This is a genomic window from Shewanella canadensis (assembly GCF_003966225.1).
Classification (GTDB): domain Bacteria; phylum Pseudomonadota; class Gammaproteobacteria; order Enterobacterales; family Shewanellaceae; genus Shewanella; species Shewanella canadensis.
Genome location: NZ_RXNU01000012.1, coordinates 39,913 through 65,248 on the forward strand (window position 1 = coordinate 39,913; position 25,336 = coordinate 65,248).

General features: G+C 45.1%; 17 protein-coding genes. 7 read left to right on the top strand and 10 right to left on the bottom strand.

Annotated features, from left to right (window positions below):
* Positions 1-107 precede the first annotated feature (107 nt).
* Both torC and torE read right to left on the bottom strand, forming a co-directional pair.
* Positions 108-1,286, bottom strand: a complete 1,179-nt coding sequence (torC, locus tag EKG38_RS18405) for a pentaheme c-type cytochrome TorC (RefSeq protein WP_126521790.1) — start codon at positions 1,284-1,286, stop codon at positions 108-110.
* Positions 1,287-1,341: 55 nt separating this feature from the next.
* The gene (torE, locus tag EKG38_RS18410; protein ID WP_126521792.1) at positions 1,342-1,512 is read right to left on the bottom strand and encodes a trimethylamine N-oxide reductase system protein TorE; all 171 of its coding nucleotides are present in this window, start codon (positions 1,510-1,512) and stop codon (positions 1,342-1,344) included.
* Positions 1,513-2,097: 585 nt separating this feature from the next.
* On the opposite strand from torE, the gene EKG38_RS18415 reads away from it, so the two are divergent.
* Entirely contained in the window at positions 2,098-3,540 is a 1,443-nt protein-coding gene (locus EKG38_RS18415) for an NCS2 family permease (RefSeq protein ID WP_246033213.1), read from the top strand.
* 29 nt (positions 3,541-3,569) lie between these two features.
* On the opposite strand, the gene EKG38_RS18420 is transcribed toward EKG38_RS18415, so the two are convergent.
* The 3 genes from EKG38_RS18420 to EKG38_RS18430 all read right to left on the bottom strand — a co-directional run bounded on the left by EKG38_RS18420 (position 3,570) and on the right by EKG38_RS18430 (position 9,316).
* Positions 3,570-3,974, bottom strand: a complete 405-nt coding sequence (locus tag EKG38_RS18420; RefSeq protein ID WP_126521794.1) for a CBS domain-containing protein — start codon at positions 3,972-3,974, stop codon at positions 3,570-3,572.
* 97 nt (positions 3,975-4,071) lie between these two features.
* Positions 4,072-7,758: a two-component regulator propeller domain-containing protein gene (locus EKG38_RS18425; RefSeq protein ID WP_246033214.1), complete on the bottom strand. Its 3,687-nt coding sequence runs from the start codon at positions 7,756-7,758 to the stop codon at positions 4,072-4,074.
* A gap of 202 nt (positions 7,759-7,960) precedes the next feature.
* Positions 7,961-9,316, bottom strand: coding sequence for a YjiH family protein (locus EKG38_RS18430; protein WP_126521798.1), 1,356 nt, complete (start codon positions 9,314-9,316; stop codon positions 7,961-7,963).
* 598 nt (positions 9,317-9,914) lie between these two features.
* On the opposite strand from EKG38_RS18430, the gene EKG38_RS18435 reads away from it, so the two are divergent.
* The gene (locus tag EKG38_RS18435; protein WP_126521800.1) at positions 9,915-10,622 is read left to right on the top strand and encodes a hypothetical protein; all 708 of its coding nucleotides are present in this window, start codon (positions 9,915-9,917) and stop codon (positions 10,620-10,622) included.
* A gap of 50 nt (positions 10,623-10,672) precedes the next feature.
* On the opposite strand, the gene EKG38_RS18440 is transcribed toward EKG38_RS18435, so the two are convergent.
* Both EKG38_RS18440 and ubiU read right to left on the bottom strand, forming a co-directional pair.
* Complete coding sequence (locus EKG38_RS18440) at positions 10,673-11,533, bottom strand: U32 family peptidase (protein ID WP_126521802.1); 861 nt, start codon at positions 11,531-11,533, stop codon at positions 10,673-10,675.
* 31 nt (positions 11,534-11,564) lie between these two features.
* Positions 11,565-12,566, bottom strand: coding sequence for a ubiquinone anaerobic biosynthesis protein UbiU (ubiU, locus tag EKG38_RS18445; protein ID WP_126521804.1), 1,002 nt, complete (start codon positions 12,564-12,566; stop codon positions 11,565-11,567).
* A 174-nt stretch (positions 12,567-12,740) separates the two neighbouring features.
* Here ubiU and ubiT point away from each other — a divergent pair, with 174 nt between their 5' ends.
* The 4 genes from ubiT (at position 12,741) to EKG38_RS18465 (ending at position 18,836) form a co-directional block, all read left to right on the top strand.
* Positions 12,741-13,253, top strand: a complete 513-nt coding sequence (gene ubiT / locus EKG38_RS18450; RefSeq protein ID WP_126521806.1) for a ubiquinone anaerobic biosynthesis accessory factor UbiT — start codon at positions 12,741-12,743, stop codon at positions 13,251-13,253.
* Positions 13,254-13,325: 72 nt separating this feature from the next.
* A complete protein-coding gene (locus EKG38_RS18455) occupies positions 13,326-15,104 on the top strand; it encodes a hydrogenase maturation protein (RefSeq protein ID WP_126521808.1) in 1,779 nt (592 codons plus the stop codon).
* A 270-nt stretch (positions 15,105-15,374) separates the two neighbouring features.
* Complete coding sequence (locus EKG38_RS18460; RefSeq protein ID WP_246033215.1) at positions 15,375-17,177, top strand: acyl-CoA dehydrogenase family protein; 1,803 nt, start codon at positions 15,375-15,377, stop codon at positions 17,175-17,177.
* A 405-nt stretch (positions 17,178-17,582) separates the two neighbouring features.
* Positions 17,583-18,836: a GGDEF domain-containing response regulator gene (locus EKG38_RS18465; protein WP_126521957.1), complete on the top strand. Its 1,254-nt coding sequence runs from the start codon at positions 17,583-17,585 to the stop codon at positions 18,834-18,836.
* A gap of 86 nt (positions 18,837-18,922) precedes the next feature.
* Here the strand turns inward: EKG38_RS18465 and EKG38_RS18470 are convergent, their stop codons facing one another.
* Positions 18,923-19,282, bottom strand: coding sequence for a hypothetical protein (locus EKG38_RS18470; protein WP_126521810.1), 360 nt, complete (start codon positions 19,280-19,282; stop codon positions 18,923-18,925).
* Between the two features lie 773 nt (positions 19,283-20,055).
* On the opposite strand from EKG38_RS18470, the gene EKG38_RS18475 reads away from it, so the two are divergent.
* On the top strand, positions 20,056-23,223 hold the full coding sequence (locus EKG38_RS18475) for a bifunctional diguanylate cyclase/phosphodiesterase (protein ID WP_126521811.1): 3,168 nt from the start codon (positions 20,056-20,058) through the stop codon (positions 23,221-23,223).
* 166 nt (positions 23,224-23,389) lie between these two features.
* Here EKG38_RS18475 and EKG38_RS18480 read toward each other — a convergent pair whose 3' ends face one another.
* Together EKG38_RS18480 and trhP are read right to left on the bottom strand one after the other, a co-directional pair.
* On the bottom strand, positions 23,390-23,647 hold the full coding sequence (locus tag EKG38_RS18480; RefSeq protein WP_126521813.1) for a YfhL family 4Fe-4S dicluster ferredoxin: 258 nt from the start codon (positions 23,645-23,647) through the stop codon (positions 23,390-23,392).
* A gap of 26 nt (positions 23,648-23,673) precedes the next feature.
* Complete coding sequence (gene trhP, locus EKG38_RS18485) at positions 23,674-25,059, bottom strand: prephenate-dependent tRNA uridine(34) hydroxylase TrhP (protein WP_126521815.1); 1,386 nt, start codon at positions 25,057-25,059, stop codon at positions 23,674-23,676.
* Positions 25,060-25,336 lie beyond the last annotated feature (277 nt).

Sequence of the window (25,336 nt, forward strand, 5' to 3'; positions counted from 1 at the left end):
TTCGTGTCCTTAACTTATTAGTGCGCTGACTTGTCGATGTTTATGTAAGAATGCGCTGCATTCAGACTGTTAATCAGTAATTTGTTATTCATGATTCCAGCCCTTTATTAGTGCGATGTTTTGTCAAACGTCGATGAATGCTCTTGCAGGTATTTCTGTACCAGCGCCTGGGTATCTTGGTCCATATTGACGAACGCTATCATGCCCTGGAACATACCCGGCCAAGTGTTGGCATCGAAGTGCGCTTCATCCGGCTGCGTATGACATACACTGCAGCTCGTCGTGTACGTGTCACGGGCATAGTCCCAAAGTGGTTGCAGATCGCTCACCAGATAGTCTTTATCTGTCCAGATCTGTGCTTCGACTCGTTGCCATTTAAGGCCTGTCATCGGATCTTCTTTCTCTTCGAAGGTTTCAATGACACCCTCTTCCAGCGCCGCATCTTTGGTCAGTTGTGCAGAGAGAATGTTGAGCCCGAAGTCATAATAGATCACGCGGCCCGCACCAATCTTCTTGCGCCAGCCATCGATGCCGACTTTAACGCGGTTACCCTTGGTCTCTAATACTTTGACCTTGGTTGCAATATTCAGGGTGCCGGCTTCTACATCCGTTTTATCGTTATAGAAAAGTGGCTTGGTTAGTGCTGTAAAGTAGGTTTGTTCACTCTGTGGTGTATTTTCGCCTGACCCTACCTGTGCGATTAATTCAGGTGCACGAGAGGTGCCCATGTCTGGCAGTTTATGGGCGATACCCTTATGACAATCGATACAGCTTTGATCCAGCTTTGCCGCTCGTTTCATCTGTTTCTGAGCGAGCTTGGACATGCTGTCCCATTTCATTGAGTCGTAGTTGTGGCAGTTCTTACAGGCAAGAGAGTTATCACGGTCGAAACGTTTCCATTCGCGGCTCGCCATCTCCAGACGTTTAGCTTCGAACTTTTCACTGGTATTGACGGTTTGCAGTAACCAACCCCACATATCGTGTGAAGCTTCGATTTTACGACCAATCTTGCGGCTCCAGTTGTGTGGTACGTGACAATCCGGACATGTCGCGCGAACGCCGGAATGATTTGACCAGTGAACGGTCTCCTGTAGCTCTTGGTATGGCTTGCTCTCCATACTGTGGCAGCTAATACAAAACTCTTCGGTATTGGTCATCTCTAGTGCGGTATTGAAACCACCCCAAAAGATGATGCCCATCAGGAAGGCAGATAGACTGACCGTACCTAAGGTTAGAAATTTGGCAGGCTTGTTGAGTGTGCGCCAAATATTGATAAACCACTTCATAACAGCATCCTTTATAAATCTTAAATTTGTTTTTGACTGACCTTGTTAGGGAAAGTTAATGAGCGACGACGCCACCAAATGCCTGGATCATCCAGATAATAAATCCGTAAGCACTAATACCTGTGATGGTGAGGATTGGGAAAAGCAGGAATATGATGAAACCCAGGGCTTTAAGCTCTTTCGATTTCACTTGTTTTGCTGATTCTGAGGCTTCTTGATGTGCCATAACTGACTCTCTTTGATGATCTTATCTCTGATATAGCTAATATAGAGCATGGTTGTGAATAGCTGTCATGCCTGCAATGAATGGTTTTAGTTAAATTATGAAAAAATATGAATAAGATGAGGAGGTGGTTAACGTCGCGACGATTCGGATGGGATTAGGGGCAAGCATGGTTATCACCGGATTGAACGAGAAGCAGATCTCACATCTGCTGTTATCATTTGCCGATTGAAAACTAGCCTTAAATTAATTGTTTAAATCACAGTTTGTTCTCAATCCTCTTTGTGCTATTGGGCTATTGCTGTAGAATCCGCCGCCAACAAAGGCTGTGTTGCCAGTGGATAATCTGTTCTTGATGGAATGAAATACTAATCCAGATGGAATGTAACTATTGGCATAGTTTCATACCGTTAGCGCTCTATGTATCAAAGCAAGGGTGCTAATTCGTTTCGTGTTAAAACGAAAGTGTTAAAACTTGCAGGTCACTATAAATACAGAAAAGTATTAGTGGATCTCTCACCCGCTTTTTGCGGGGCTCTCACCTGCCATAGCCTTCCAAAATTTAAGAGATCAATAAGGTATAATATTATGCAGTCTGAACAGACAAGCCCTACCCCAGTACTATCTACAGAACAAGAATCTACAGCTCAAGAATCTACAGCTCAAACATCTACAGCTCAATCGGCTTCAGGCCCAGCTTCGGCTCAAGTAAAGGATACATTACTGGATCGATACTTCAGAATTTCCGAGCGTGGTAGCACCATAAAGTGTGAAGTGATAGCCGGTTTAACCACGTTCCTTGCCATGGTTTATTCGGTCATTGTCGTTCCTAATATGTTAGGCGCCGCAGGCTTTGACCCCGGAGCCGTGTTTATTTCGACCTGTTTAATTGCTGCTTTCGGCTCCCTGTTAATGGGGCTGTGGGCCAATTTGCCGATGGCGATTGGCTGCGCTATCTCACTCACGGCATTTACTGCATTTAGCATGGTATTAGGGCAGGGGATCTCCATTCCTGTCACCCTTGGTGCCATCTTCTTAATGGGAATTGTATTTACCTTAGTCAGTGTTACCGGCATTCGTCAGTGGGTACTAACAAACTTGCCAAAAGGTATCGCTCACGGTACGGGTATCGGTATCGGTCTGTTTTTGCTATTGATTGCCACAAATAGCGTGCAGTTGATAGTGGGCAATGACGCGGGACTACCGGTAAAACTGGGTGATATTAATAGCCTTCCGGTCATCGCGACGATTGTCGGCTTGGCTGCGACTATCGGCTTAGAGCGACGCGGTGTGCCTGGTGGCATTTTGCTCGTTATCATAGCGCTGTCAGTGTTTGGTTTGATATTTGATCCTTCGGTTCAATATCAAGGTCTTTTTGCCTGGCCAAATCTAATGTCCGAGCAATCACTTATCGGTCAACTGGATATTATGGGGGCGTTAAACCCTGTCGTGCTTCCTATAGTGCTCGCCTTAGTCATGACCGCGATATTCGATGCTACCGGAACGATTCGTGCGGTCGCAGGGCAAGCTGAGCTACTCGACGAGAAAGATAATATTGTCGGTGGAGGCAAAGCACTCACCTCTGATTCTGTCAGTAGTATCGTCGCCGGCGCTGTCGGTGGTGCTCCTGCCGCTGTATATATCGAGTCCGCAGCGGGAACTGCGGCCGGTGGTAAAACGGGCCTGACTGCGACAATCGTTGGCATCCTGTTTTTACTGATGATGTTTCTGGCACCCTTAAGTTATTTAGTGCCGGCCTATGCCACCGCACCAGCCTTGATGTATGTGGGATTATTGATGCTTAGCAATGTGACTAAGCTGGATTTCGATGACAAAATTGATGCCATGGCGGGGCTTACCTGTGCGGTATTTATCATCTTAAGCTGTAATATTGTCACCGGTATAATGTTGGGCTTCGTGACGTTAGTCATCGGACGTCTCGCCAGTGGAGAGTGGCGCGCATTAAAGCCGGGTGTGGTCGCGATAACCTTAGGACTCGTCGTTTTCTATATGGGCGGTTGGGCAATCTAACGCTTGAGACTAAGAGGGCCTGACACTATTTAATGTGAATAGGCCCTTAATAGATCCTTCCAGGTGATGATCCCCACTATCTCTCCCCGCTTCAGGACCGGCAGCGAACCTATATTGTGCTCAAGCATCAGCCGACTGGCCTCTTTCAGTGTTTTATGTGGCGCAATCGTGACCGGGTTTCTCGACATCACCTGATGGGCCCTTCTCTGCAGGGTTTCACTATCTCGCTCCGTTTCATTGATATTACCAACATGGGGGCTCAAGGCCCGTAAATAGTCACGTTCGGACAGGACGCCCTGCAGTTCATCGTCTTCGATAACCAGTAGATGGTGAAAGGGTGCATTTTCAAATATCTCTTTGGCAACAGATAGCCTGTCATCCATCTCTATGGTGACGACTCTGGTGCTCATAATTTCCGATATTTTTTTCTTCATACCAGGCTCCTTCCTTTCATAAACGATTCATAGCAAAAGAATAATAATCCTTGCTGTACATATTTATACCAGTAATCGAGAGTGGTTGAAAAGAGAATTATTTTGAATTAACTAAAATGCTTTTAGGAAGGGAGATAGTGAATTGACTGCCTTTATCCTTCTCTGAGTGCAAGGTTATTTCACCACCTAACATCTGCGTCACTAAGTTATAGACTATGTTCATGCCTAACCCGCTGCCGCCTTTACCCCGTTTGGTTGTGAAGAAGGGATCGAATATTTTATCTTGAACCTGTATGGGTATTCCGCAACCATCATCACGGTAGGTTAAGTCGACACCATGTTCTGTCTTGGTTATATGGAGGGATAAGTGACCCGAGTGTCCATCGGGGAATGCGTGAATGACGGAGTTATTGAATAGATTGCTCACTATTTGATAGAAGGCCCCCGGATTACTATTAATGAAAAGGTCATCCGGACAGGTGTATTCATACTCATGCACAGTACGTGAAAGCATAGGGTTGAGGGAGAGAAATATCTCATCTAAATAGGTCTTGAGGTTAAATTCCCGGATCTCTTCATGGGATTGATCGACCGATACCTGTTTAAAGCTCTTGATGAGTTTGGATGCTCGCTCCAGGTTGGTGAGTATTAACTTGGAGCAATCATGAACTTCAGTTTGATACTCTTCAAAATCTTCATGGGATACCTCGCCATCGGCATAGTGTTTATTGAATAGCCTTACGCTCTCTTGAAGATGGGATGAGGCGGTGACGCTGATACCGATCGGCGTGTTAACTTCATGTGTGATGCTGGCGACCAGTCCGCCGAGGGTGGCCATCTTCTCTTTATCGAGCAGTTCACTTTGAGTCAGCTTTAGCTCTTCGAGTGTCTCTTTGAGTTCATCGTTTCTATGTTGAAGCTCACTCGTTCTTTCGAGCACTCTGGTTTCTAAGTCACGATTGAGCGCTGTTAATGTGGCTTCATTATCTTTTTGAGCCTGAATGTTTTTGATCGTTCCGGCTATTCGTGTAGGTTGCCCAAGCGGATCTCTGGTGATCACCTGGCCTCTATTCAGGACCCATAGCCAGGTTCCATCCCCCAGTATTGAACGGTACATCAACTTAAATTTATCTTGGCCTTGATTCATGCAGAGCTCAATTTCTGTTGCAATTTCACGGTAATCGTCCGGATGAATGCATTGTTTCATGGTGTCATTCAGATTGGTCTCCCTATTGGGGTACTTCAGGAAAGTATTACTCCGTATCACCTCCTGAGTATCGATATCCCAATCCCAGAATTCATCACCGCTTCCCCATAGAGCCAGCTGAAGCCTCTGTTCACTCTTCTCAATTTCTGTGAGTAATCGACTCTGTTGACGGTATTTTTTCGACTTAGAGTAGAGCAACAAAAAAAACAGAGCTATGAATCCCGTGATGTATAGACAATAGGCCCACCAGGATAACCAAGGCGTAGGAAGTATTTGAATATCCAGTCGTCTGACCGGGCTGTATTGCCCGTTGATATCTTTGGCTCTTAAGAGAAAAGTGTAGTCTCCCGATGCTATACCCGTGAAGCGGGCTACTTGGTCCGGATGGCCCGCGATCCATTTGTCATGCAAACCTATCATTTTGTATTCATAGGTTAATCGATTGGCTCTATGTAACTCAGGACTAAGATAATAGAGAGAAAAAATATCATCGTGATGGGATAATGAAAGTTGGTTCTCTTCAGATATTGAGCTGTTTTTATGCCGCATATCACTCGATTGGTCTTTATTTAGAATCGATAGGGTATCAATTCTTGGCTCCCTGGGAGGGGGGAGAGTGGGAAGTTGATTTGCCCTGAATTGGTTAAAACCATTAATTCCACCGAGGTAGATGCGATTATCGTCATCGATAAAACCTGCTCCGAAATTAAATTCATTATCCTGAAGTCCATCGATGTTCGTGTAGTTTTTAACGCTAAAATCATGGGTATCAAACATACTAAGGCCCGATGCCGTACCTACCCAGAGGTTTTGTTTGTTATCCATCAGAGTCAGGTAAGCGAGATTTCCGATGAGCCCCTTGTCAGTATTAAAGAGCTGGGTGTCATGGGTGCGGGGATTGAAAGAGAAGATGCCATTACTGGAGCCTATCCATAAGATGTCATTTTCACCCATGAAGACGGACATCAACTGATCATCGGGAAAACCTGCCAGGGTGTCGGTGTTGAAGTGAGTAAAGGCTCCGTCGACGGATAATCGGGTCAGCCCTGCGTCGTAGGAGGTGAACCAATAGTTTCCCTCTTTGTCTTGGGTTAAGTTAGTTACTTCGTTACTTGCCAATGAGTTCGCGTCATTTTTGTCATGTCGAAAATGGGTAAAACCTCTGGCCTCGCTGATATATTTTGCGACGCCGGCATCCATAGTCGTTATCCAGGCACTATTATCGCTGTCGAAGTAGAGGCTAAAAAGAAGATCGCTGGGTAAGCCATTACTGTTGGCCCGATTGTGTTTGTAGTGAATGTAGCTCTGTTTATCCGGGGTGAAGATAAACAAGCCTTCTCCTCGAGTGCCAACCCAAAACCGAGCGAATTTGTCCTCCTTCATGAAACTGATAAAACTCTGAGATAGTTTAGAACCCGGTACCAAGAAAGGTTTAAAGCCGATAATTTGTCTGTTCTCATCCTCCTGGGCCTGATATAGCCCCTTGGCCGTGCCTACCCAAAGCTGTTGTCGATGATCCCTGAATATGCTTCTGACATTGCCGTTACTAAGGCGGTTATCGGTAAAACTCTGTGGGTGCATATGACCAAAACTTTCGGCGTTTAGAAAGGTTTTATTGAGCCCGCCCCCCTTAGTGCCAATCCAAAGTTGATGAGTACTGTCTATGTCCAGAGAGGTGACCAGAGGGCTATTGAGTTGATGGCGGTTTTTAGCTGCACCGGAGAAGAACTCGATAGTTTTGTGCAGGGGGGAGTATCTTGCTACCCCTTTTTTCTCTAGTCCTATCCAGAGCTTACCTAGTCTGTCTTTTTTTAAACTGGTTATTCGGTTGCCTTCGAGTCCAATAGCCGTGTCGATATACTTGAAGCTATTTGTGTGAATGTCTAATAAATATAATCCCTTACTCTTGGTTCCTATCCAGAGAGTGTTACTCTGCCCGCTCTCTACACTGGTGATTTCCCCCTCAATTAAGGTGTTGTCGTTAGGAAAGTGAGTGAGGTTTAATTCTGGGGTCAGTAAGGAGAGGCCTCTGTCCGATGTTATCCACAGACGCTCGAATTTATCGATAAAGAGCCGGGTGATCCGGTTACTGATAAGCTTGTTTGGTTGACTGTTTTCTTGACTGTTTTTTTGAGAATCATCTGTGAATCGATGAATAATCTTATTCTCTGTGGGTGAGTAATGAATAAGACCATCGGCTTTTGTTGCCAGCCATATATTGCCATCGCTGTCCTGACTGAGATCGGTAAACTCAGTATCGGGTAGTGGACTGTTTAAATGGTGGTAGAAGCTAAAGGTGTCGTGACTTGGATGATATTGGTTTATTCCATCATTTTTTGTTAGTAACCAGAGTTGTTTTTTTCGTCCATAAAACAGCCTAGTAATGTGCTTTCCACTTGGTCCATGTAAGTCATTGGTGACGTCGTAAACCTTGAAGTTTTTACCGTCAAAACGGTTGAGGCCTGCCTGAGTTGCGGCCCAGAGAAATCCATCACTATCAGTAACGATATCATTGACTGTATTCATAGACAGACCATCTTCGGCTTCATAGAAGTCGAAGTCTGGCTGTTTGGCCATGGTGAGAGGTAAACACCCTAATAGCCATGTCAAAATGAAGATGTGAATTCTCATTCCGCTGAGTTTTTCTTTAATTATTTGTGTCTGTTAAGTCTTTAAGTTTAGAAGTAAATCGTAAAAGTGCGAGGCGAAGTGATGGGATAAAAAAAAGAGTGGCAAAGCCACTCTTTTTTTTATTAATACCGATTGGTATAAAACTTATCTAGAAGATCAGGTGAGCAACACCGGCAATGATAGGTAAGGTGACCAGAGTACGTAAAATGAATACGACAAATAGCTCGAAGATATTGACTGGTATTTTACTGCCAAGAAGTAAGGCACCCACTTCACTCATGTAGATAAGCTGAGTGACTGACATAGCCGCAATGACAAAACGTGTCATATCTGACTCGATTGAGCTTGCCAGAATTGAAGGAATAAACATATCGGCAAAGCCAACCACGATGGTTTTTGATGCCTCTGTCGCCTCCGGAACTTGCAATAGCTCGAGTAATGGGATGAAAGGCATACCCAGATAATCAAATATCGGCGTATATTCGGCGATAATCAAGGCAACTGTGCCTATGGCCATAACGACTGGTATGACACCAAATACCATATCGATGACATTTTTAAGGCCATCTGTGAGTGTATGTTTGATCCCGCCGGCTTTCGATGCCTTATTGAGCGCCTGATCGAGTCCCCAAGAGAAAACACCGTGTCCGGCAGGGATCACTTCGTCATCGGGATGTCTTGGCGTGTCGTCAATATACTTGTCTTTTTTCCAACATAAGGGGGGGAGTTTTGGCACGATAATAGCGGCCATAATACCAGCCAAACAAACCGTCAAGTAGAAGGGCACGAACATGTGTTCTAACCTGACCTGCGAGATAACCACTAAAGAAAAGGTAATCGACACGGCCGAGAAGGTGGTACCAATTACCGCCGCTTCCCTTTGAGTATAGAAACGAGATTCGTACTGCTTGCTCGTCATCAAGATCCCTACACTCCCGTCACCAAGCCATGAAGCCATACAGTCGATGGCACTGCGTCCCGGCAGATTGAATATGGGTCTCATTATTTTGGTTAACATGGTGCCGAACAGCTCCAACAAACCAAAATTAAGCAGGAGTGGCAGTAACATTCCAGCGAATATAAACACACAGAACAGCACCGGAAGTAGGTCGTTCAAGACGAGCGCGCCGGTATCTCCTGAGCGAATCGCTTCCGGACCCACACCTGAAAATGTCAGTAAGATAAACACAGCACCTAATATTCTGGTGAACAGCCACATAGGTGAAATGTTGAGCAGAGAGTTTAAAAAGGCATTGTTAATGATAAATGCAGGTTTCAGTAACTTGGTTATCGCTGATGCCAGCGCCGTGAATACAACCACGCCAGTCACTATGGCAGTTAATGCATCACCAAGGAGAGCCTGCAGGCCTTTTGAAACGATAGCGATAGGAATGGTAATCGCGTCCTGATAGCTGATAGGCGTCATAAATAGTAATAGCCCTATTAATGACGGAATAATAAATGTCAGTATCGTTTTTATGTTATGGGTTTGTTTTTCAGCCACTTTTTTCACTCTAAATTGTCGGTTTGGCACAATTGCAATAAGTTTCTACTTCATCCAATTTGAAATATGGTGTGAATATCCATTCAAATTAAGGGTGGCAAGATTACCCCCTTAATTACAGTATGTAAATCGTTTCTCTGGGCGAATTAGAACAACCACGAAAAGAGAATAGTTATTACATCTTTTTGATTATTTATATTGTAACTCACTGGCGGGATAATGCATCATGTACTTTTTGGTGAATAGCTTGTTAAAACATGTGGATAAACTTGTTTCTTTGAGTGTGAAATGTAGCGGGGGAGGCTTGGGTGCTTACTTCTTCGTTGAATAGCTTCACAAGGGATCACCATTGCATCATCTATTCGCCTTGAATTAGTTTGCCAAAAATAACTCTGAGTAGATCACTTTCTGATACTGATTGGTATTATCATCCGAAAGTGTCTTGTTTTTTATTCCGATATTAAAGTAGGTTAGTAGTGAGGAAGCGGAGTTATCTATGTTCTCGAAAGAGAATTGTAAGAAATCTGAGCTAGACCTCGTTAATAAAACCTGATTCCATATATGTTATTCGGCTAATGCATTGGTGAACTAAGGAAATATGATAGAGAAGAGTAAAAAGCTAACCAGTCTTGCGTTTAAGTTCGGGACGCTTGGAATTGTCGGTCTTTTGATGGGTGTTATTCTATCCGCCTTAGGTTTTCAAGACTTTGAAGGCCATAACTTCAACTTCTTTAACCATACTCTCAGCGAGTTGGGTCATTATGGGCATTCAACCTTTGCCGTGGTGATTAATGGTGGGCTCTTCTTTGGCAGCCTGAGTTTGATTTTATTTTGTCTTTTCTCTATCCAACTGTTCGATAGCAAACTGCTCTATTCATTATTCCTCTCTCTGGTATTCACTTTTATGTCCCTCGCGGCAGCCGGACTGTTTCCGGTCAATGTTTACCATCTGCATACCTTGGCGATTAAATATTTTTTCTATTTTGGTAGTTTTAGCTCTCTTCTCTATCTCGTATACCTATCGATGAAGGGGAGGCTGTTTTATTCAAGCTGGAATGCAATCACGGGAGTGTTAACCTTTATCAGCTTCTTATGTTTCTTAGCGCTTTCCCATATAGACTTGGGGACGATAGCGGGAGACAAGCACTTTTACCAAGAGATGGTGATGGAGTTACCCAGACCCGATATTTGGTGGCCGGCAACCCTTGAGTGGTTAAGTCTGACTCTGTTTATGCTTTGGGGAATGGGCATGGTGCGAAGTTTAAAATACCAAGATGAGATGAAGCAGGTGAAGAGTAAAAATTAAGGCGACAGGGATCTCCCATCGCCCAGTTAGTTTGTGTTAGTCCGTTGTCGTTAGCCTACCCTGTTAAAGCCAGCTTCTTGATACCAGTAACCGTTACAGTGATCTTCTGTAGTCGCAATATGCCCAGTTCTATCGGCTTCAAATAGCTGATCCGCAATCTCAATGCACTGCATGCCAGAAGGCGAAACCCTGAAGTAATCGACCCCCATTTTAGCCATCTCACCAATCTCAGGTGAAAGATCGATACAGGCCGCCGATTGTGTCTGTATGCCGTTCAATCTCAGTAGCGGTTGAGATTCCTGGGTTTGGGCCAACAGTCCCTTGGGGTTTGAGATACAGATGGTTTGACATTTGTCCTTTGCCAGCCCTTGATGCCGTGCTGTAAAACAACGCGCCGAGAGTGCAAGAGGCAGGTACCCATGACCTAATACCTCAACCTCGAATCCAGGTTTCTCAACCGAGATCACCGTATTAAGCCAGTTTTTTGATAACTCAACGGGCATAACGAACCGCTGCATGCCCCAGCTGTGAAGCTTTTTCAAACTGGCCAGATTATAGTTGTTGACCGTAGGCCCACAGACAAATGGCAGGCCTTTTTCCTTGGCAGCCTGAACGGCCCCCATATCATTGGCTTCGATGATAAACTCACCATTATCGACCTGTTTCTTCAATTCGGTATATTCAGAGGGGGCCTCGAGTAGGGCCAATGTCGAAATGACGACCTCTTTACCCGACTCTCTCAACATATTCGCTAATTCCATATAGTCAGAAAATTTGAGTTCTCGTCGCCGACTGCATATGGTTTCGCCCAAATAAACTAATGGGATCGAACTATCGGCAACGGATTTGTAAAACTCCATTACCTTCTCTTTTGGCCAGCAATAAAGCAGAGGGCCGAGTGATGCTTTCATTTTATCTTCCTGTGTTCGAACACAAATTTTATCACTGCCAGGTACGCTCATAGGCACCCAATGTTGTGGTCTGCCCTTCGGATACTTTAGAGAGCGCTCTGTCCCACTCGGCTTGAGTTTGATAATTTTGTGGATCTCTGAGATAGGTATCAATGGCGTTGCGCCATACTTTCGTGACCTGCTCTACATAGGCCGGGCTACGTTGTCTGCCTTCGATTTTTAACGACACGACATTTGCCTTGGCCAATTCTGGCAGCAAACTCAGGGTATTGAGGCTGGTTGGTGACTCGAGCAGGTGTGATGGGGCAGTGTCACCTTCTGTGATGTAGCGCCCCTTACAGACGACGGGATAACCCATCTGTTCATCTATGCCTGACTTATCGATTAATACCTCGTTAAGACGAGTTAATCTATCGGCTCCCTCTTCCTGCCAACGTACATGTTTTGCCGGGGAGCAAGACCCGCCGGTATTCGGGGACTGACCCGTGACGTAAGATGAAAGATGACAGCGTCCTTCGGCCATAATGCACAGGCTACCAAAGGCGAACACCTCAAGATCAACCGGTGTGACTTTAGCAAGGTCTCTCACCTGTTTCATCGAAAGCACTCGTGGTAAAACGGCGCGCTCGATATTGAACTCCTCTTTATAGAGCTGCAATGCGCCCAGATTCGTGGCACTGGCCTGGACCGATAGATGGAGAGACAGGTGTGGGTATCGGGAATGAGCGTAATCGAGCAGTGACAAGTCTGCCACAATCAGGGCATCGATCCCCGTATTGGCTGCAATATCTACCGCTTCATACCAACGTTTCTCCTCACCTGGCTTTGGAAAGGTGTTGATGGTGAGGAAGATCTTTTTTCCCTGCTTCTTGGTAAATTGTACCGCTTCTTGTAGCTTTTTCGGGGTAAAGTTCAGTCCCGCGAATGATCTGGCGTTGGTATCATCCTTTAAGCCCAAGTAGACGGCATCGGCACCGGCATTCAATGCCGTTTTTAGTGATGCCAAGTTACCTGCTGGACACAGCAGTTCCATATTCGTGCTCCGAAGTACTCCCAAAATAAGAAAATGAAGTTTAAAAGGGAATGGATATCGAATTATTGATATAAAACATGTTTGCGATCATAAATTTTGGGTAAAATTATTTTCTTTTTTACTCTCCTGTTGTAGGTAGAGAAATCACTTCCTATATTGAGGAGCGCGATCGATATGCAAACACCACTTCTGGGCAATGTAGCCAATCAGCTGTTAGAGCTGGGCCCCAAGCTTGTTCGCAGACCATTAGCCTTAGTGCCTTTTCGATTAAAGGCGGATCTGCTGGAACGCATACTGGGCTTACTGCTCGCTCAGCAAGCTGAAGATGAAGAACTTGATTTTCTTCAGGATAATTGGGTCGCCATACATGTCGAAGATATGGGACTCGAGTTTGAGGTCAGCTTCGATGGCCGTTGGCTGGTTCGTCAACCCACAAAAGCCGAAGTGAAATTTACCGGTCAATCTAAAGAGTTGTTATTGATCGCTGCAGGTAAAGAAGATCCCGATACCCTGTTTTTCCAGCGAAAATTATCTATCGAGGGTGACACTGAGCTGGGGCTTGAGATCAAAAACCTGCTGCTCAGTATCGAATTCGATACCATGCCCTCTCCGATAAGACACAGTATCGAGAAGTTGGCACAGCTTATTCAGCAGTTACAGCTCAAGGCCAACCCTGAAGTGGCTTAAGGCTTGTTAGCAAAAATAACGGAACCCTTTGGTTCCGTTTTTATTATCTTCATTCTTTAAGTTAGGAACCTTATGCGCGTCTTGTTATTGGTAACGGCATTTAATGGATTAACTCAGCGTGTATTCGAGCAACTCAGGCTTCAGAGTCATGAAGTGAGAGTAATATTTGCCGGCTGTGATGACGAAGTTCGTGACACTGTTAACCTATTTCGTCCGGATCTCATTCTCTGCCCGTTTCTAAAACAGCGGATCGCAGAGGATATCTGGAATAAACACCTTTGTATCATCATTCATCCGGGGATCACCGGCGATCGTGGCCCATCATCGCTGGACTGGGCTATCTTAAATCGTGAAAGTGAATGGGGGGTGACCGCATTACAGGCCGATAGCGAAATGGACGCAGGAGATATCTGGTCAACGGGGAACTTTCCTATGCGCGAGGCTTCCAAAGCGAGCCTCTACCGTCAGGAAGTGACTAAGATGGCCGCTCATTTAGTCGATGAGGCAATCGAGCTGTTTAAACTGCGAACGGATGCTCTCCAGGTAAACCCGCTAAGTTTGAGGTTTAAGCCGCAAGCCTTGGATTATTCCCGAGCCGATGTAAAAGGCGAGCTGCGACCACTGCTCAAGCAGCCTCAGCGAGCGATCGATTGGTCCAGAGACAGCACTCAAACCGTTCTGGATAAAATTCGCGCTGCAGATAGCTTTCCTGGCGTATTGGATGAATTTTGTGGCATGCCGGTTTATCTTTATGGTGCTCATCGTGAAGGAGATAGTGAAGGAGCTCTGAAAGGAGATAGACCTAAACAGATCTTAGGCCAGCGCCATGGTGCTATCTGCGTTGCGACAATCGACGGCGCTGTGTGGATCAGCCATTTGAAACGACAAAAGATAGAGTCTCAAGCTTTTATTAAATTACCCGCAACTTGGGTGTTGGGTAAGGCCGTCGACACTGTTCCTGAGTTAAGTCTGAAGGTTTTACCCGATAACAAGACAGATACCTTCTCTGAGATAACTTATAGTGAGTCGGGAAGCGTCGGCTATCTGTATTTTAACTTTCACAATGGTGCCATGGGAACCGAGCAATGTTATCGCTTACTCAAGGCCTATAAGGCGGCGCTGGTAAGAGATACCCGGGTCTTAGTGCTTATGGGAGGGGATGACTTCTTCTCGAATGGTATTCACCTCAACCATATTGAGGCGTCAGAAGATAAAGCCGAATCATCATGGTTAAATATCAATGCCATCGATGATCTCATTAAAGCCATATTGGAAACACGCAACAAGATCACCGTCGCAGCACTCAAAAATAATGCCGGTGCCGGTGGCGCGATGATGGCCTTAGCCTGCGATTATATTTTTGCCCGCGACGGTGTGGTGCTTAATCCACATTACAAAGCGATGGGGTTATATGGCTCCGAGTATTGGACCTATACACTTCCCAATAGAGTTGGTGTGGAGAAGGCGGCAGAGTTGACCGAATCCTGTTTGCCTTTAGGAGCTCAAGCCGCTGCCAATATCGGTTTTCTCGATGCAATTTTCCCAGGTGATGTAACCGCCTACCAGTTTGAGCTGAACAAGCATGTCACCGATATTGCTGCCGACTATCAATTTGAGCAACTGCTGGCAAATAAGCTCCAAAGGCGGGACAGGGATGAGGCAGAGAAGCCGCTGGCGGCATACCGTCAAGAGGAGCTGTTGCAGATGGAGTTGTGCTTCTGGGGAGAAGGCTCACAATACCATGCTAAGCGCTATAATTTTGTCTATAAAGTCAGTTGTACAAGGACACCCGCTTACCTTAAATATGACAGCAACAAACCGGAAATAAAGACAAGTTCAGTATCCGTTTAACATCGATAGGGTCAATAGTCGGCCTTAAACGGATTTAAGGCAATATGCTTCACAGTTCCGGCCCCTCTCTCTTGGTCGAAAGAGGCTAGGTGGTACGATGTATTGTTAAGGCCATGTTGGGTTGTTGTTTTTCTTGTTGCGCTTTCTGGTGTGAATGATGAGCCTCCCCCCCTCCTGAGGGGAGTTAACACTATCCTTTGGTCATTGGTGACATGAGTGATTTTCTGTCAAAGGTTATCAAGCAGATAAAAGCAACTGAGAGCACGCTATATGAAACAGGCTGAATCCATCAACAACAGTCAAGCCAGCAAGGCCGAACCTGATTCCTCTTCCACACATCCGCTTTCAGCTTCGAATGGAAATGTGGATAGACGCCCCCTTATCTTGAATCCAAAGCTTGAAAGTTATGACCATCTGGATCCTCGTTCAAAAGCCTTGATTAAAAAGACGATTGCGTTTTTTGAGAATAGGGGAAAGGCTAAACTCAAAAGTGATGACCATGAGCGAACCTGGTATGCCGATTTTCTTGAGTTCGAGAAGAAAGAGCAGCTATTTGCCACATTCCTGACCCCCGAAGGTTATGGAGCCGAAGGGGGCCGTTGGGACACCTTTCGTAACTGTGCACTCAACGAAGTATTAGGCTTCTACGGCTTGGCTCATTGGTATACCTGGCAGGTCTCGATACTCGGTTTAGGGCCTATCTGGATAAGTAACAATGAAGAGGTAAAACAACGTGCGTCGCAACTGTTAAGTGAGGGGGGGATCTTTGCTTTTGGCCTGTCTGAAAAAGAACACGGCGCCGATATCTACTCCACAGATATGTGTCTCACCCGACAAGATGATGGCTCCTATCTGGCCAGTGGCAGTAAATATTATATCGGTAACGGCAACAAGGCGGCATTGGTGTCAACCTTTGGCAAGCTCACGGACACTGATGAGTATGTTTTCTTCGTCGCCGACTCTCAACATCCAAACTACGAGTTAGTGCAAAACGTCGTTAACTCTCAAAACTATGTCGCCGAATATCGTCTCAATAATTACCCTGTTGCTAAAGAGGATGTCTTAGCAACAGGGCGTGATGCATGGGATATGGCGCTCAATACCGTCAATGTCGGCAAGTTTAATCTGGGCTGGGCTTCAATTGGTATCTGTTCACATGCTTATTTCGAAGCGATAAATCACGCATCCCACAGACGACTATTTGATCATTACGTTACCGATTTTGTCCATATTAAGCAGTTGTTTATCGACTCTTACGCCCGCCTGAGTGCCATGAAACTGTTTGCTCTGCGGGGTGTTGATTACATGCGATGTGCCAACCCGGATGATCGCCGTTACCTCTTATTCACCCCTATGGTTAAGATGAAAGTAACCACACAAGGAGAGGAGGTGATTAACGAACTTTGGGATGTCATGGCCGCCAAAGGGTTTGAGAAGAACATGTATTTCGAGATGGCGGTGAGAGATATTCGGGCATTGCCAAAGCTTGAGGGGACTGTTCACGTCAATATGGCTCTTATCTTGAAATTTATGGCTAATTATTTCTTTAAGCCAGCCGTGTATCCTGAGACCCCGACGATGGATGAGCCGGTCAATGATACATTTCTGTTTAATCAGGGCGCGACTAAAGGGCTGGGTAAGACTCGATTCCATGATTACCGTAAAGTCTATAATGGCGTTAACCTGCCCAATGTAAATATCTTTAAAAAGCAGATCCGATTATTAAAAATACTGCTTATGGCTGCCAAGCCGAGTAAGGAGCAGAGCAAAGATTTCGATTTTCTGCTGATCTTGGGTGAACTATTCACTCTTGTGGTTTATGGCCAGCTTATTTTAGAGAACGCGAAGATAAAATGGATAGAGGATGATCTTATAGAGCAGATCTTCGATTTTATGGTGCGTGACTTTTCAAAATTTGCGCTGCAACTGAGTCAAAAAGGCAGCGCTACCCGTGTTCAACAGATGATATGTAATAGAATGATTAAGCGCCCGGCCGTCGATGAAGCACGTAATACCCGAATGTGGGAAAACTACGTCGATACCATGAAAGATCAATATGAGATGAACCCGTAACCTTATCCAAGCTCGTTTCTGCAGACTAAAGTTATTTTTTCGTAAAAGCCTAAAACCAAGTCATCGTTTGGTTTTAGGCTATATTTATTGTTAGCTTATACCAATTGCATTAAGTATGTAATCAATTCAGAGCCCCTCAGGGTTTTCAATTCAAGGCGCATTGACGAATAAATGGTTCCCCCCTTTTTAGGCAATGCAAAGCAGAAGTGGAAATCCTGAGTGGCTCACGTAGTGCGGGTTTCAAAGCCCTTTATACTGCGTTGGGGGCTTTAGATATAGAATAACTATTAGCTTCAATCCCCCGCCTTGCCTACAGGGCTTTGAACTCCCGCTGAATGGTCAGATATAATTGGTATTAAATGAATACGAAGGTAAAGGTTTTCAGGGAGCGAGACAGTGAAAGGAATGCTGGTCATTGAGGATAATAAAGCGATTGCATCAGTTATCGAGCATATAGGTAAATCGTTAGGATTTCAGGTCACAACTGCACACTCTTTTACTGAAGTAAGAAAGCTTCTGGTTAGTCATCAGGAGTTTTTTGTGGCGACAGTCGATTATGGTCTTCCTGATGCCCCTGAGGGGGAGGTGATTCCCTATGTGCTGGATCATGGCATTCCCAGCGTGGTCATGACGGGCAGGATGAATGACCAAATTCACCAGAAACTACTGAGTTTGCCTATCATAGATTATATCACCAAGGAAAACTCTCAAGCCTATCATTACCTGTTAAGGGTGCTACATGGTCAATTAGTTAACCACAAAATCAGCGTGTTAGTGGCCGATGATTCACTTTCGGTGAGAAGTTATGTTTGCAGCCTTTTAAAGAGAAGAAACTTTACCGTTTATGAGGCTCCTGATGGCACGAAAGCGCTGCAGGTCTTAAAAGAAAATAGTGAGATAAAGCTATTAATTACCGACCAGGAGATGCCTGAAATGACAGGGATTGAGCTGGTTCAGGCAATTCGTAAACGGTTTACAGACAGAGATTTAATTATTATCGGTTACTCGGGGATAGACAGAGTTTACCAATCTGCTCGCTTCATAAAAAGCGGCGCCGATGATTACTTGAAGAAGCCTTTCTGTCCTGAGGAGTTTTTTTGCCGCATTTTTAAAAACATCGAGCAATTACATTATATTGAAGAGATAAAGATGGCCGCCAATGTCGACTATCTGACCTCTTTATCGAATCGACGTTATTTCATCGACCTGTTCGATGAGCAGTTTGCTGATATTTTAGAGAGTGAACATAATCATCTACTGGTGTTGTTCCATGTCGATGATTTTATCTCGATTAATGATGACTTTGGCCATAGCGCGGGGGATCATGTGTTGACCGAGTTTTCCAAATTATTAAGTTGTCATTTTAATGGGCAATTACTTGCAAGGTTTGGTGGAGCAGAATTTGGCTGTTTACTCTCAGGGGAAGATTTTTCTCAAAACGAACAGTGTTTATTAGCATTTAAAGAGAGTGTGAGTAAGCACTCCATTAATTTCGAAGAGAAAAATATTAATTTTTCAATTTGTATCGGTGGCACTATTATTTGCGAGCAAGCATCAGTCAATCAATGTCTTGAACAATCAGATGAAGCCTTGCAGCAAGCGCAGGCGGAAGGAGATAACCAGATGGTATTAAATGGCTTTGTAGAGTTGTCGGAGTAGATCTGTTCAGACAGAAATCAACTGCTTGTGACAATGTCGGTCATATCTGGCACAGGTTAACCACACATTTTCACTTTTGTAGATAGCTACATATAGCGCGCCGCCTTTTTAGCTTTTTCCCGTCGATTTTTTTGCTGAAAAAGTGCTAACTGTTGAGGCGAGAGCAGCTGTTTAAGTTCTCTGTTTCTCTCCTGTTGCAGCGCTTTCTTGTGCTGAAGCTTCTTCAGTATTCGCATACTCTGTATACCGGAACTTTCGAGTCGTTCATCATATCTCTTATTGATTGTCGAGATACTCTGTATCTGCTGCTCGGTAAGGTTCAGGTATTGGATCATCTGTTCAGTATCGTTATAGCTCACAGGTTCTAACTCTTTCATACTCGAGCAACCGCTCATAAAAGAGAAGATGATAATAAACTGAGTCAGGCGCGATTTAACTGATGTCATGATACGATTTTAACTCCTGTTCACCTTGCATTATAAGCATGCACAATAGTCATACTACTCTGAAATATCGGTGAAGTGAGACGATTTTGAGCAGGGTATCAAGATAAGAAAAATAGGTCTACATTTTGTCATTACCTTACGTTTTGTCTGCTGTAAATCTCAGCATTATTTACCATTCACCGGGCAAGCTGCCACCATAAAATCTCTGCGAGTGCCTTCTATGGCTATTGTGAGGTAAATATAAACCTCGATGTGATGCTTTAATACCAATCGGTATAAAGATGTGACCGCTCAGCGAAAATTTAGCGCTTTCTAGGCAAGGTCATTAATTGCTCCTCGGTAACTGCTCCATGCGTTACTCTACCTCCTATATCCATATAGTCGTGCATAAATGACATTTGCAACATCTGACCTCAAGGGATGGAGGGAATGTCTTTAGTATGTCGGGGACATACAAGACCATGTTGCTCGCAACGAGTGAAGAACATAGTGACACTAGGTTTTAGCTCGTTAACGCAGCATCGGATGCGCTAAAACTCGCCTTTCAGGAGTGTTTTTGGCTGCCAACTTCTGCGTTGAATGACTTCACAAGGGAGCACCATTCCTTCATCCATTCGCCTTGAATTAGTTTGCCAAAAAAACTCTGAGTAGATCACTTTCTTATATCGATTGGTATCAATGCAGGCGCTTATATCACTGCTATTCTTAATTAAGGAGTATCGAAAGCAGTGATAACTCTTTATGTATAGCAGATATGGACATGGGTAGAAGATATGGATATCGAAAAACTAAAACATCACCTCAGATACTTGGCACTGTGCGGTACCTTGTCCTTCGTCTATTACCTCTCCGGTCGACTGGGTTTATTGCTGGCATTTGAGCAAGCTGGTGTCAGCCCTGTCTGGCCCCCTACCGGTATCGCGATTTCGGCTATCCTTATCTTCAATTTCCGGGTCTGGCCGGGGATCATGCTCGGGGCTCTACTGGTCAACCTGTCGATAGAACTTCCTTTTAGTGCCGCTATTTTTATAGCTTTGGGTAATACACTCGAAGCCATAGTCGCCGGATATCTGCTGATCCGCTACGCCGAGCGTTACCCTTTCACTCAGGTGAATCATACCGGCTGGTTTATTGCCATTGCGGTGATGGCCCCCATGTTTAGCGCGACGATAGGGCTTGTTAGCCTGTCTATGCACAATCTCATCGAGGCGAGTGAACTTGGTATAGTCTGGAGTACATGGTGGCTCGGGGATATCGTCGGCGCTCTGGTTATCGTACCTCTGCTTTTAACGTGGTTTAGACCTCATGAATCAATGAATGATGGGGTTCCGGTCATGGCATTATGGGGGACTTGCTTGGTTAGCCTGGGACTGGTTTTATTGATCTTCTCGCCTTGGCATACCGAGTATGATCCGCATCAGCTGCTTATTTTTATGATGTTGCCACTTTTAATATGGACGGCGCTACGTTTTCAACACCGGGGTTCGACCCTGTTGGTGGCAGTATTTTCAGGTATTGCCATATCGGGAACGCTGGCCGGTTATGGTCCATTCGTGATGGAAACACCTAATCAGTCTCTATTGACCCTGCAAGCCTCTGTGGGGGCAATTATGGTGACCTTACTGATACTCATCGCCAGTCAGGAGGAGCGCAAGCGAGTCAATCGACGATTACTTCAGGTGCAGCAAGATTTGGAGGCTAAGGTTTGCCAGCGGACCCATGAACTCTATACGTCCAATAAACAGCTGGCGCAGGAAGTCACCAGGCAACACCAGCTGGGTGAAACTTTGAAGGCTTTACTCAATGCCACAAACTCCACCTCTAATGAGCTGTTTCTGCAATCTTGTGTCAAAGATCTGGCCAATGCCTATGGTGCATATTTTGCCTTTATAGGCATATTTTCCGATAAAACCTGCCAGAGCATCAAAACGTTAGCGGTATGGGCCGGAGATAAAGTTGAGGATAATTTTAGCTATCGTCTCCGTGGTACCCCTTGTGAAGATGCACTGAATCATAACGTTGAGCTTGTTTCCAGTCGTGCGGCTCAGCATTATCCGGAAGATAAATTGTTGAACGAACTCGAGGTCGACAGTTATTTTGGTGCTCCACTCGTCGCACCGTCTGGGGAAACCATCGGCATTATCGCCGTCATGGATAAGAAGGCCATGGATATCGAGGAGTGGGTGAAGCCTGTATTGGGACTGTTTGCTAATCGTGTGGCGCTGGAGTTACAGCGTCAGTCTACCCACAAAGAGATGGAGATGGCGGCCAGTGTTTTCAAGGAGAGTGCCGAGGCGATAGTCATCTGCGATAGTGAAGACAAGATACTCAGGGTTAACCCTGCATTTTACAAGATCACAGGTTATAGCCAAATCGAGGTGGTCGGCCAGTCCCCCCAGCTTTTACAATCAGACGGACCCATTCAATCAATGATCCACAATCGTGAAGTTGCACTGAAGAAGAATGATCTCTGGCAATGTGAGGTTTCCGGGTATAGAAAGAATGGGGAGCATTTTCTGAGCTGGCAAACGGTTATTCCGGTGAAGGATGAAAATGGCGACACTCAACAGATAATTTATATATTCAGTGATATTACCGAGAGAAAGTTATTTGAAGAGCACATCTATAATCTGGCACATCATGACAGCCTCACTCAGTTGCCCAATCGAGTCGCATTTCAATTACAGATGAATACGGCGCTTGAGCGTGCGAAGCGGTCGAAGACTCAGATGGCGATTATGTTTATCGATTTAGATCATTTCAAGATGATCAATGATACTTCTGGTCACCCTGTGGGTGATCTCTTGTTGCAACAGGTTGCCGAGAGGTTCAAGCGGGCGCTTCGTAAAGAGGATGTGATCTCACGATTCGGCGGCGATGAATTTACAGTATTACTCTCCAATATCCGAACCGATAATGCCACAACAGTGGTCGCCAGGAAGCTATTGGCCTGTTTCTATGAGCCATTTAAGCTGCCTAGTAGTGAGGTGGTGATATCGGCCAGTATAGGTATTGGCGTGTTTCCCGATAATGGTGATAGTGTCGATAGTTTAATGATGAATGCTGACAGTGCCATGTACAGGGCGAAGGAGAAGGGGCGTAACTGTTTTCAATTCTATACCAAAGAGATGAATCAATATGCCCAGGAGAGGCTGGAGTTAGAACTGGAACTGAGAAAAGCGTTGGAGCGCGATGAGTTTGTACTCCACTATCAGCCTCAATTTGACCCGAATGGACGGATCATCGGTTGTGAGGCTCTCATTCGTTGGCAGCATCCGGTTAAAGGCTTACTCTCCCCCGGAGAGTTTATCAATATGGCTGAAATCACAGGCTTAATCGTCCCTATAGGTAAGTGGGTAATCGATACTGCTTGTATGCAGCACAAGATGTGGCTTTCGCAAGGCTATCCGGCGCTTAATATTTCAGTCAATCTGTCGGGGAGGCAGTTTTTACATCATGATCTTCTCGAAACCGTAAGTAATGCGATTACAACTTCGGGTATTTCCCCTTCTTGTCTGGAGTTGGAGCTCACCGAAAGTATTATGATGGTGAATGTCGAAGAAACTATACGGACTCTCAATGACATCAGTCGTTTGGGGATCGATATGTCGATCGATGATTTCGGTACCGGTTACTCCTCTATGTCATGTCTGAAACGCTTTCCTGTGAATAAGCTGAAGATTGACCAGTCATTCGTGCGTGGCTTGCCCCAAGACAAAGAGGATGTCGCCATCGTTAAGTCAATTATTGTTATGGCTCATGCACTGAACTTGACCGTTATCGCAGAGGGCGTAGAAACTCTGGAGCAACTCGAATTTCTCAAATCATCTCGATGTGAAGAGTTTCAAGGATATTATTTCAGTCGTCCGATACTCGCCGCCGATATTGAGCAATACCTACAAGCGCTCGCCGATGAAGATGTACCTAAAGTGGTGAACTAAGTTGGTATGTAACTCACTCACGTCTATGTTATCGATGTTGAAGCTGTCAAGGTTAAAGGGCGGGTTTGAGTGAGTCTGAATTGTTGGGGTAGGGTCTTTTTTAATAAAGCACTTGTGTGGAAATGAGACGAAACCTGTGAGGGGAGCTCACAGGTTTCAATTATTTTTACACGACAGGTTTACCGGTAATGAGGTGATACTTCACCAGAAGCTCATCCTCTGACTCTTGATGAGCAGGATCCGGGTCGATGCAGTCGATAGGACACACCGAGATACAGGTTGGTTTATCGTAGTGTCCAACACATTCGGTGCAGAGTTCGGGATCAATTTCGTAGATCTCTTCACCCATAGTGATTGCCTGATTGGGACATTCAGGCTCACACATGTCGCAGTTGATGCAGCTATCGTCGATCAATAATGCCATCTATTTAATACCTTAAAAGCACTCAGTTATGCCGGTGAGTGCGGGTTACGGGTATCTTGACCTTGTGGCAAGTTACGCAATAATACAGCTTTATCTAACTCTACGTTAGCTGGCATCGACAAGAACACAAAGTGTCCTGAACCTAACCCGGCTTCCACACTTTCGCCCTTACGGTTTAGCAATGATTCTATGGTTAGTGTCAAGTTACCCTGAGGGGTCATCACCTCGACGCTATCGCCAACGCTAAATTTATTCTTAACATCGATTTCAGCCATGCCGGCACCATTAAGCTTACCCGTGAACTCACCAACAAACTGTTGGGTATCGCTGATAGAGTAGCCATAATCATAGTTCTGGTATTCATCATGGACATGACGACGCAGGAAGCCTTCGGTATAGCCTCTATGCGCCAGGCCTTCCAGGTTATGCATCAATGTGCGGTCGAAATCCTTGCCAGATGCCGCATCTTCGATAGCCTGACGATACAGCTGAGCGGTACGTGCGACATAGTAAAATGATTTAGTACGACCTTCGATCTTTAATGAATCTATGCCCATCTTACTCAAGCGCTCGACATGCTGAATGGCGCGAAGATCTTTAGAGTTCATGATGTAAGTACCATGCTCATCTTCGAAGGCGGGCATATACTCGCCTGGTCGACCCGCTTCTTGCAACAATACGATTTGATCGCTTGGTTGACCTTCACCTAATGTCGGCTTCTCAAATTGCACACCATTTTGATCAACAAGTCCTTGAGGGTTCACTGCAACGATGTCGCCTTCCATAGTCTCTTTGGCTTCGTGGGCATCATATTTCCAGCGGCATGAATTAGTACAAGTACCTTGGTTTGGATCGCGTTTGTTGATATAGCCGGAAAGCAGGCAACGACCCGAGTAAGCCATACAAAGTGCACCATGAACGAATACTTCCAACTCGATATCGGGGCAACGTTGGCGGATCTCTTCAATCTCATCGAGTGAGAGTTCACGAGAGAGGATCACACGCTTGATACCTTGTTGCTGCCAGAACTTCACCGATGCCCAGTTGATAGCATTGGCTTGTACTGAAAGGTGGACCACTTGATCGGGAAAGGCTTCTCTTACCATCATGATCAAGCCCGGATCAGACATGATTATGGCGTCAGGTTGCATGGCAACGACAGGTTCCATGTCCTTGATATAGGTCTTAAGCTTAGTATTATGAGGCGCAATGTTGCTGACCACGTAAAGCTTTTTACCTAAGCTATGAGCTTCTTGAATACCCGTTGCCAGATTTTCCATCTTAAAGTCATTATTTCGCACCCTAAGGCTGTATCTAGGCTGGCCTGCGTAGACAGCGTCAGCGCCATAGGCGAAAGCGTAACGCATATTTTTCAGTGTCCCAGCAGGAGACAATAGCTCAGGTTTAAACATAATAACTCTCAATTGGTGATTAAAGTCGCAATAAGCGGGCGGGCATTTTACTCAATGCCACGCCTGTTATCAAATTTAGCGCAAAAAATGTCAAATAGAGATGTGGGGAAAATATTATTCGCTCAGTGAGGGCGTGATATTTGGATTTTTATTCCCTAACAATCCTAAAGTTAGCTAGAATCTAAACAAGATGTTAACTATCTGAATACTTTTTACACCTACACTTAACTCATCAGCTGATATACTCATCGAGCTCGTTGAGTCGGTTTTATTTTGA

Coding starts and splice junctions, on each gene's coding strand:
- torC (WP_126521790.1), bottom strand. CDS start 1,286: ATGAAGTGGTTTATCAATATTTGGCGCACACTCAACAAGCCTGCCAAA.
- torE (WP_126521792.1), bottom strand. CDS start 1,512: ATGGCACATCAAGAAGCCTCAGAATCAGCAAAACAAGTGAAATCGAAA.
- EKG38_RS18415 (WP_246033213.1), top strand. CDS start 2,098: ATGCAGTCTGAACAGACAAGCCCTACCCCAGTACTATCTACAGAACAA.
- EKG38_RS18420 (WP_126521794.1), bottom strand. CDS start 3,974: ATGAAGAAAAAAATATCGGAAATTATGAGCACCAGAGTCGTCACCATA.
- EKG38_RS18425 (WP_246033214.1), bottom strand. CDS start 7,758: ATGGCCAAACAGCCAGACTTCGACTTCTATGAAGCCGAAGATGGTCTG.
- EKG38_RS18435 (WP_126521800.1), top strand. CDS start 9,915: ATGATAGAGAAGAGTAAAAAGCTAACCAGTCTTGCGTTTAAGTTCGGG.
- EKG38_RS18440 (WP_126521802.1), bottom strand. CDS start 11,533: ATGAAAGCATCACTCGGCCCTCTGCTTTATTGCTGGCCAAAAGAGAAG.
- ubiU (WP_126521804.1), bottom strand. CDS start 12,566: ATGGAACTGCTGTGTCCAGCAGGTAACTTGGCATCACTAAAAACGGCA.
- ubiT (WP_126521806.1), top strand. CDS start 12,741: ATGCAAACACCACTTCTGGGCAATGTAGCCAATCAGCTGTTAGAGCTG.
- EKG38_RS18455 (WP_126521808.1), top strand. CDS start 13,326: ATGCGCGTCTTGTTATTGGTAACGGCATTTAATGGATTAACTCAGCGT.
- EKG38_RS18460 (WP_246033215.1), top strand. CDS start 15,375: ATGAAACAGGCTGAATCCATCAACAACAGTCAAGCCAGCAAGGCCGAA.
- EKG38_RS18465 (WP_126521957.1), top strand. CDS start 17,583: ATGCTGGTCATTGAGGATAATAAAGCGATTGCATCAGTTATCGAGCAT.
- EKG38_RS18470 (WP_126521810.1), bottom strand. CDS start 19,282: ATGACATCAGTTAAATCGCGCCTGACTCAGTTTATTATCATCTTCTCT.
- EKG38_RS18475 (WP_126521811.1), top strand. CDS start 20,056: ATGGATATCGAAAAACTAAAACATCACCTCAGATACTTGGCACTGTGC.
- EKG38_RS18480 (WP_126521813.1), bottom strand. CDS start 23,647: ATGGCATTATTGATCGACGATAGCTGCATCAACTGCGACATGTGTGAG.
- trhP (WP_126521815.1), bottom strand. CDS start 25,059: ATGTTTAAACCTGAGCTATTGTCTCCTGCTGGGACACTGAAAAATATG.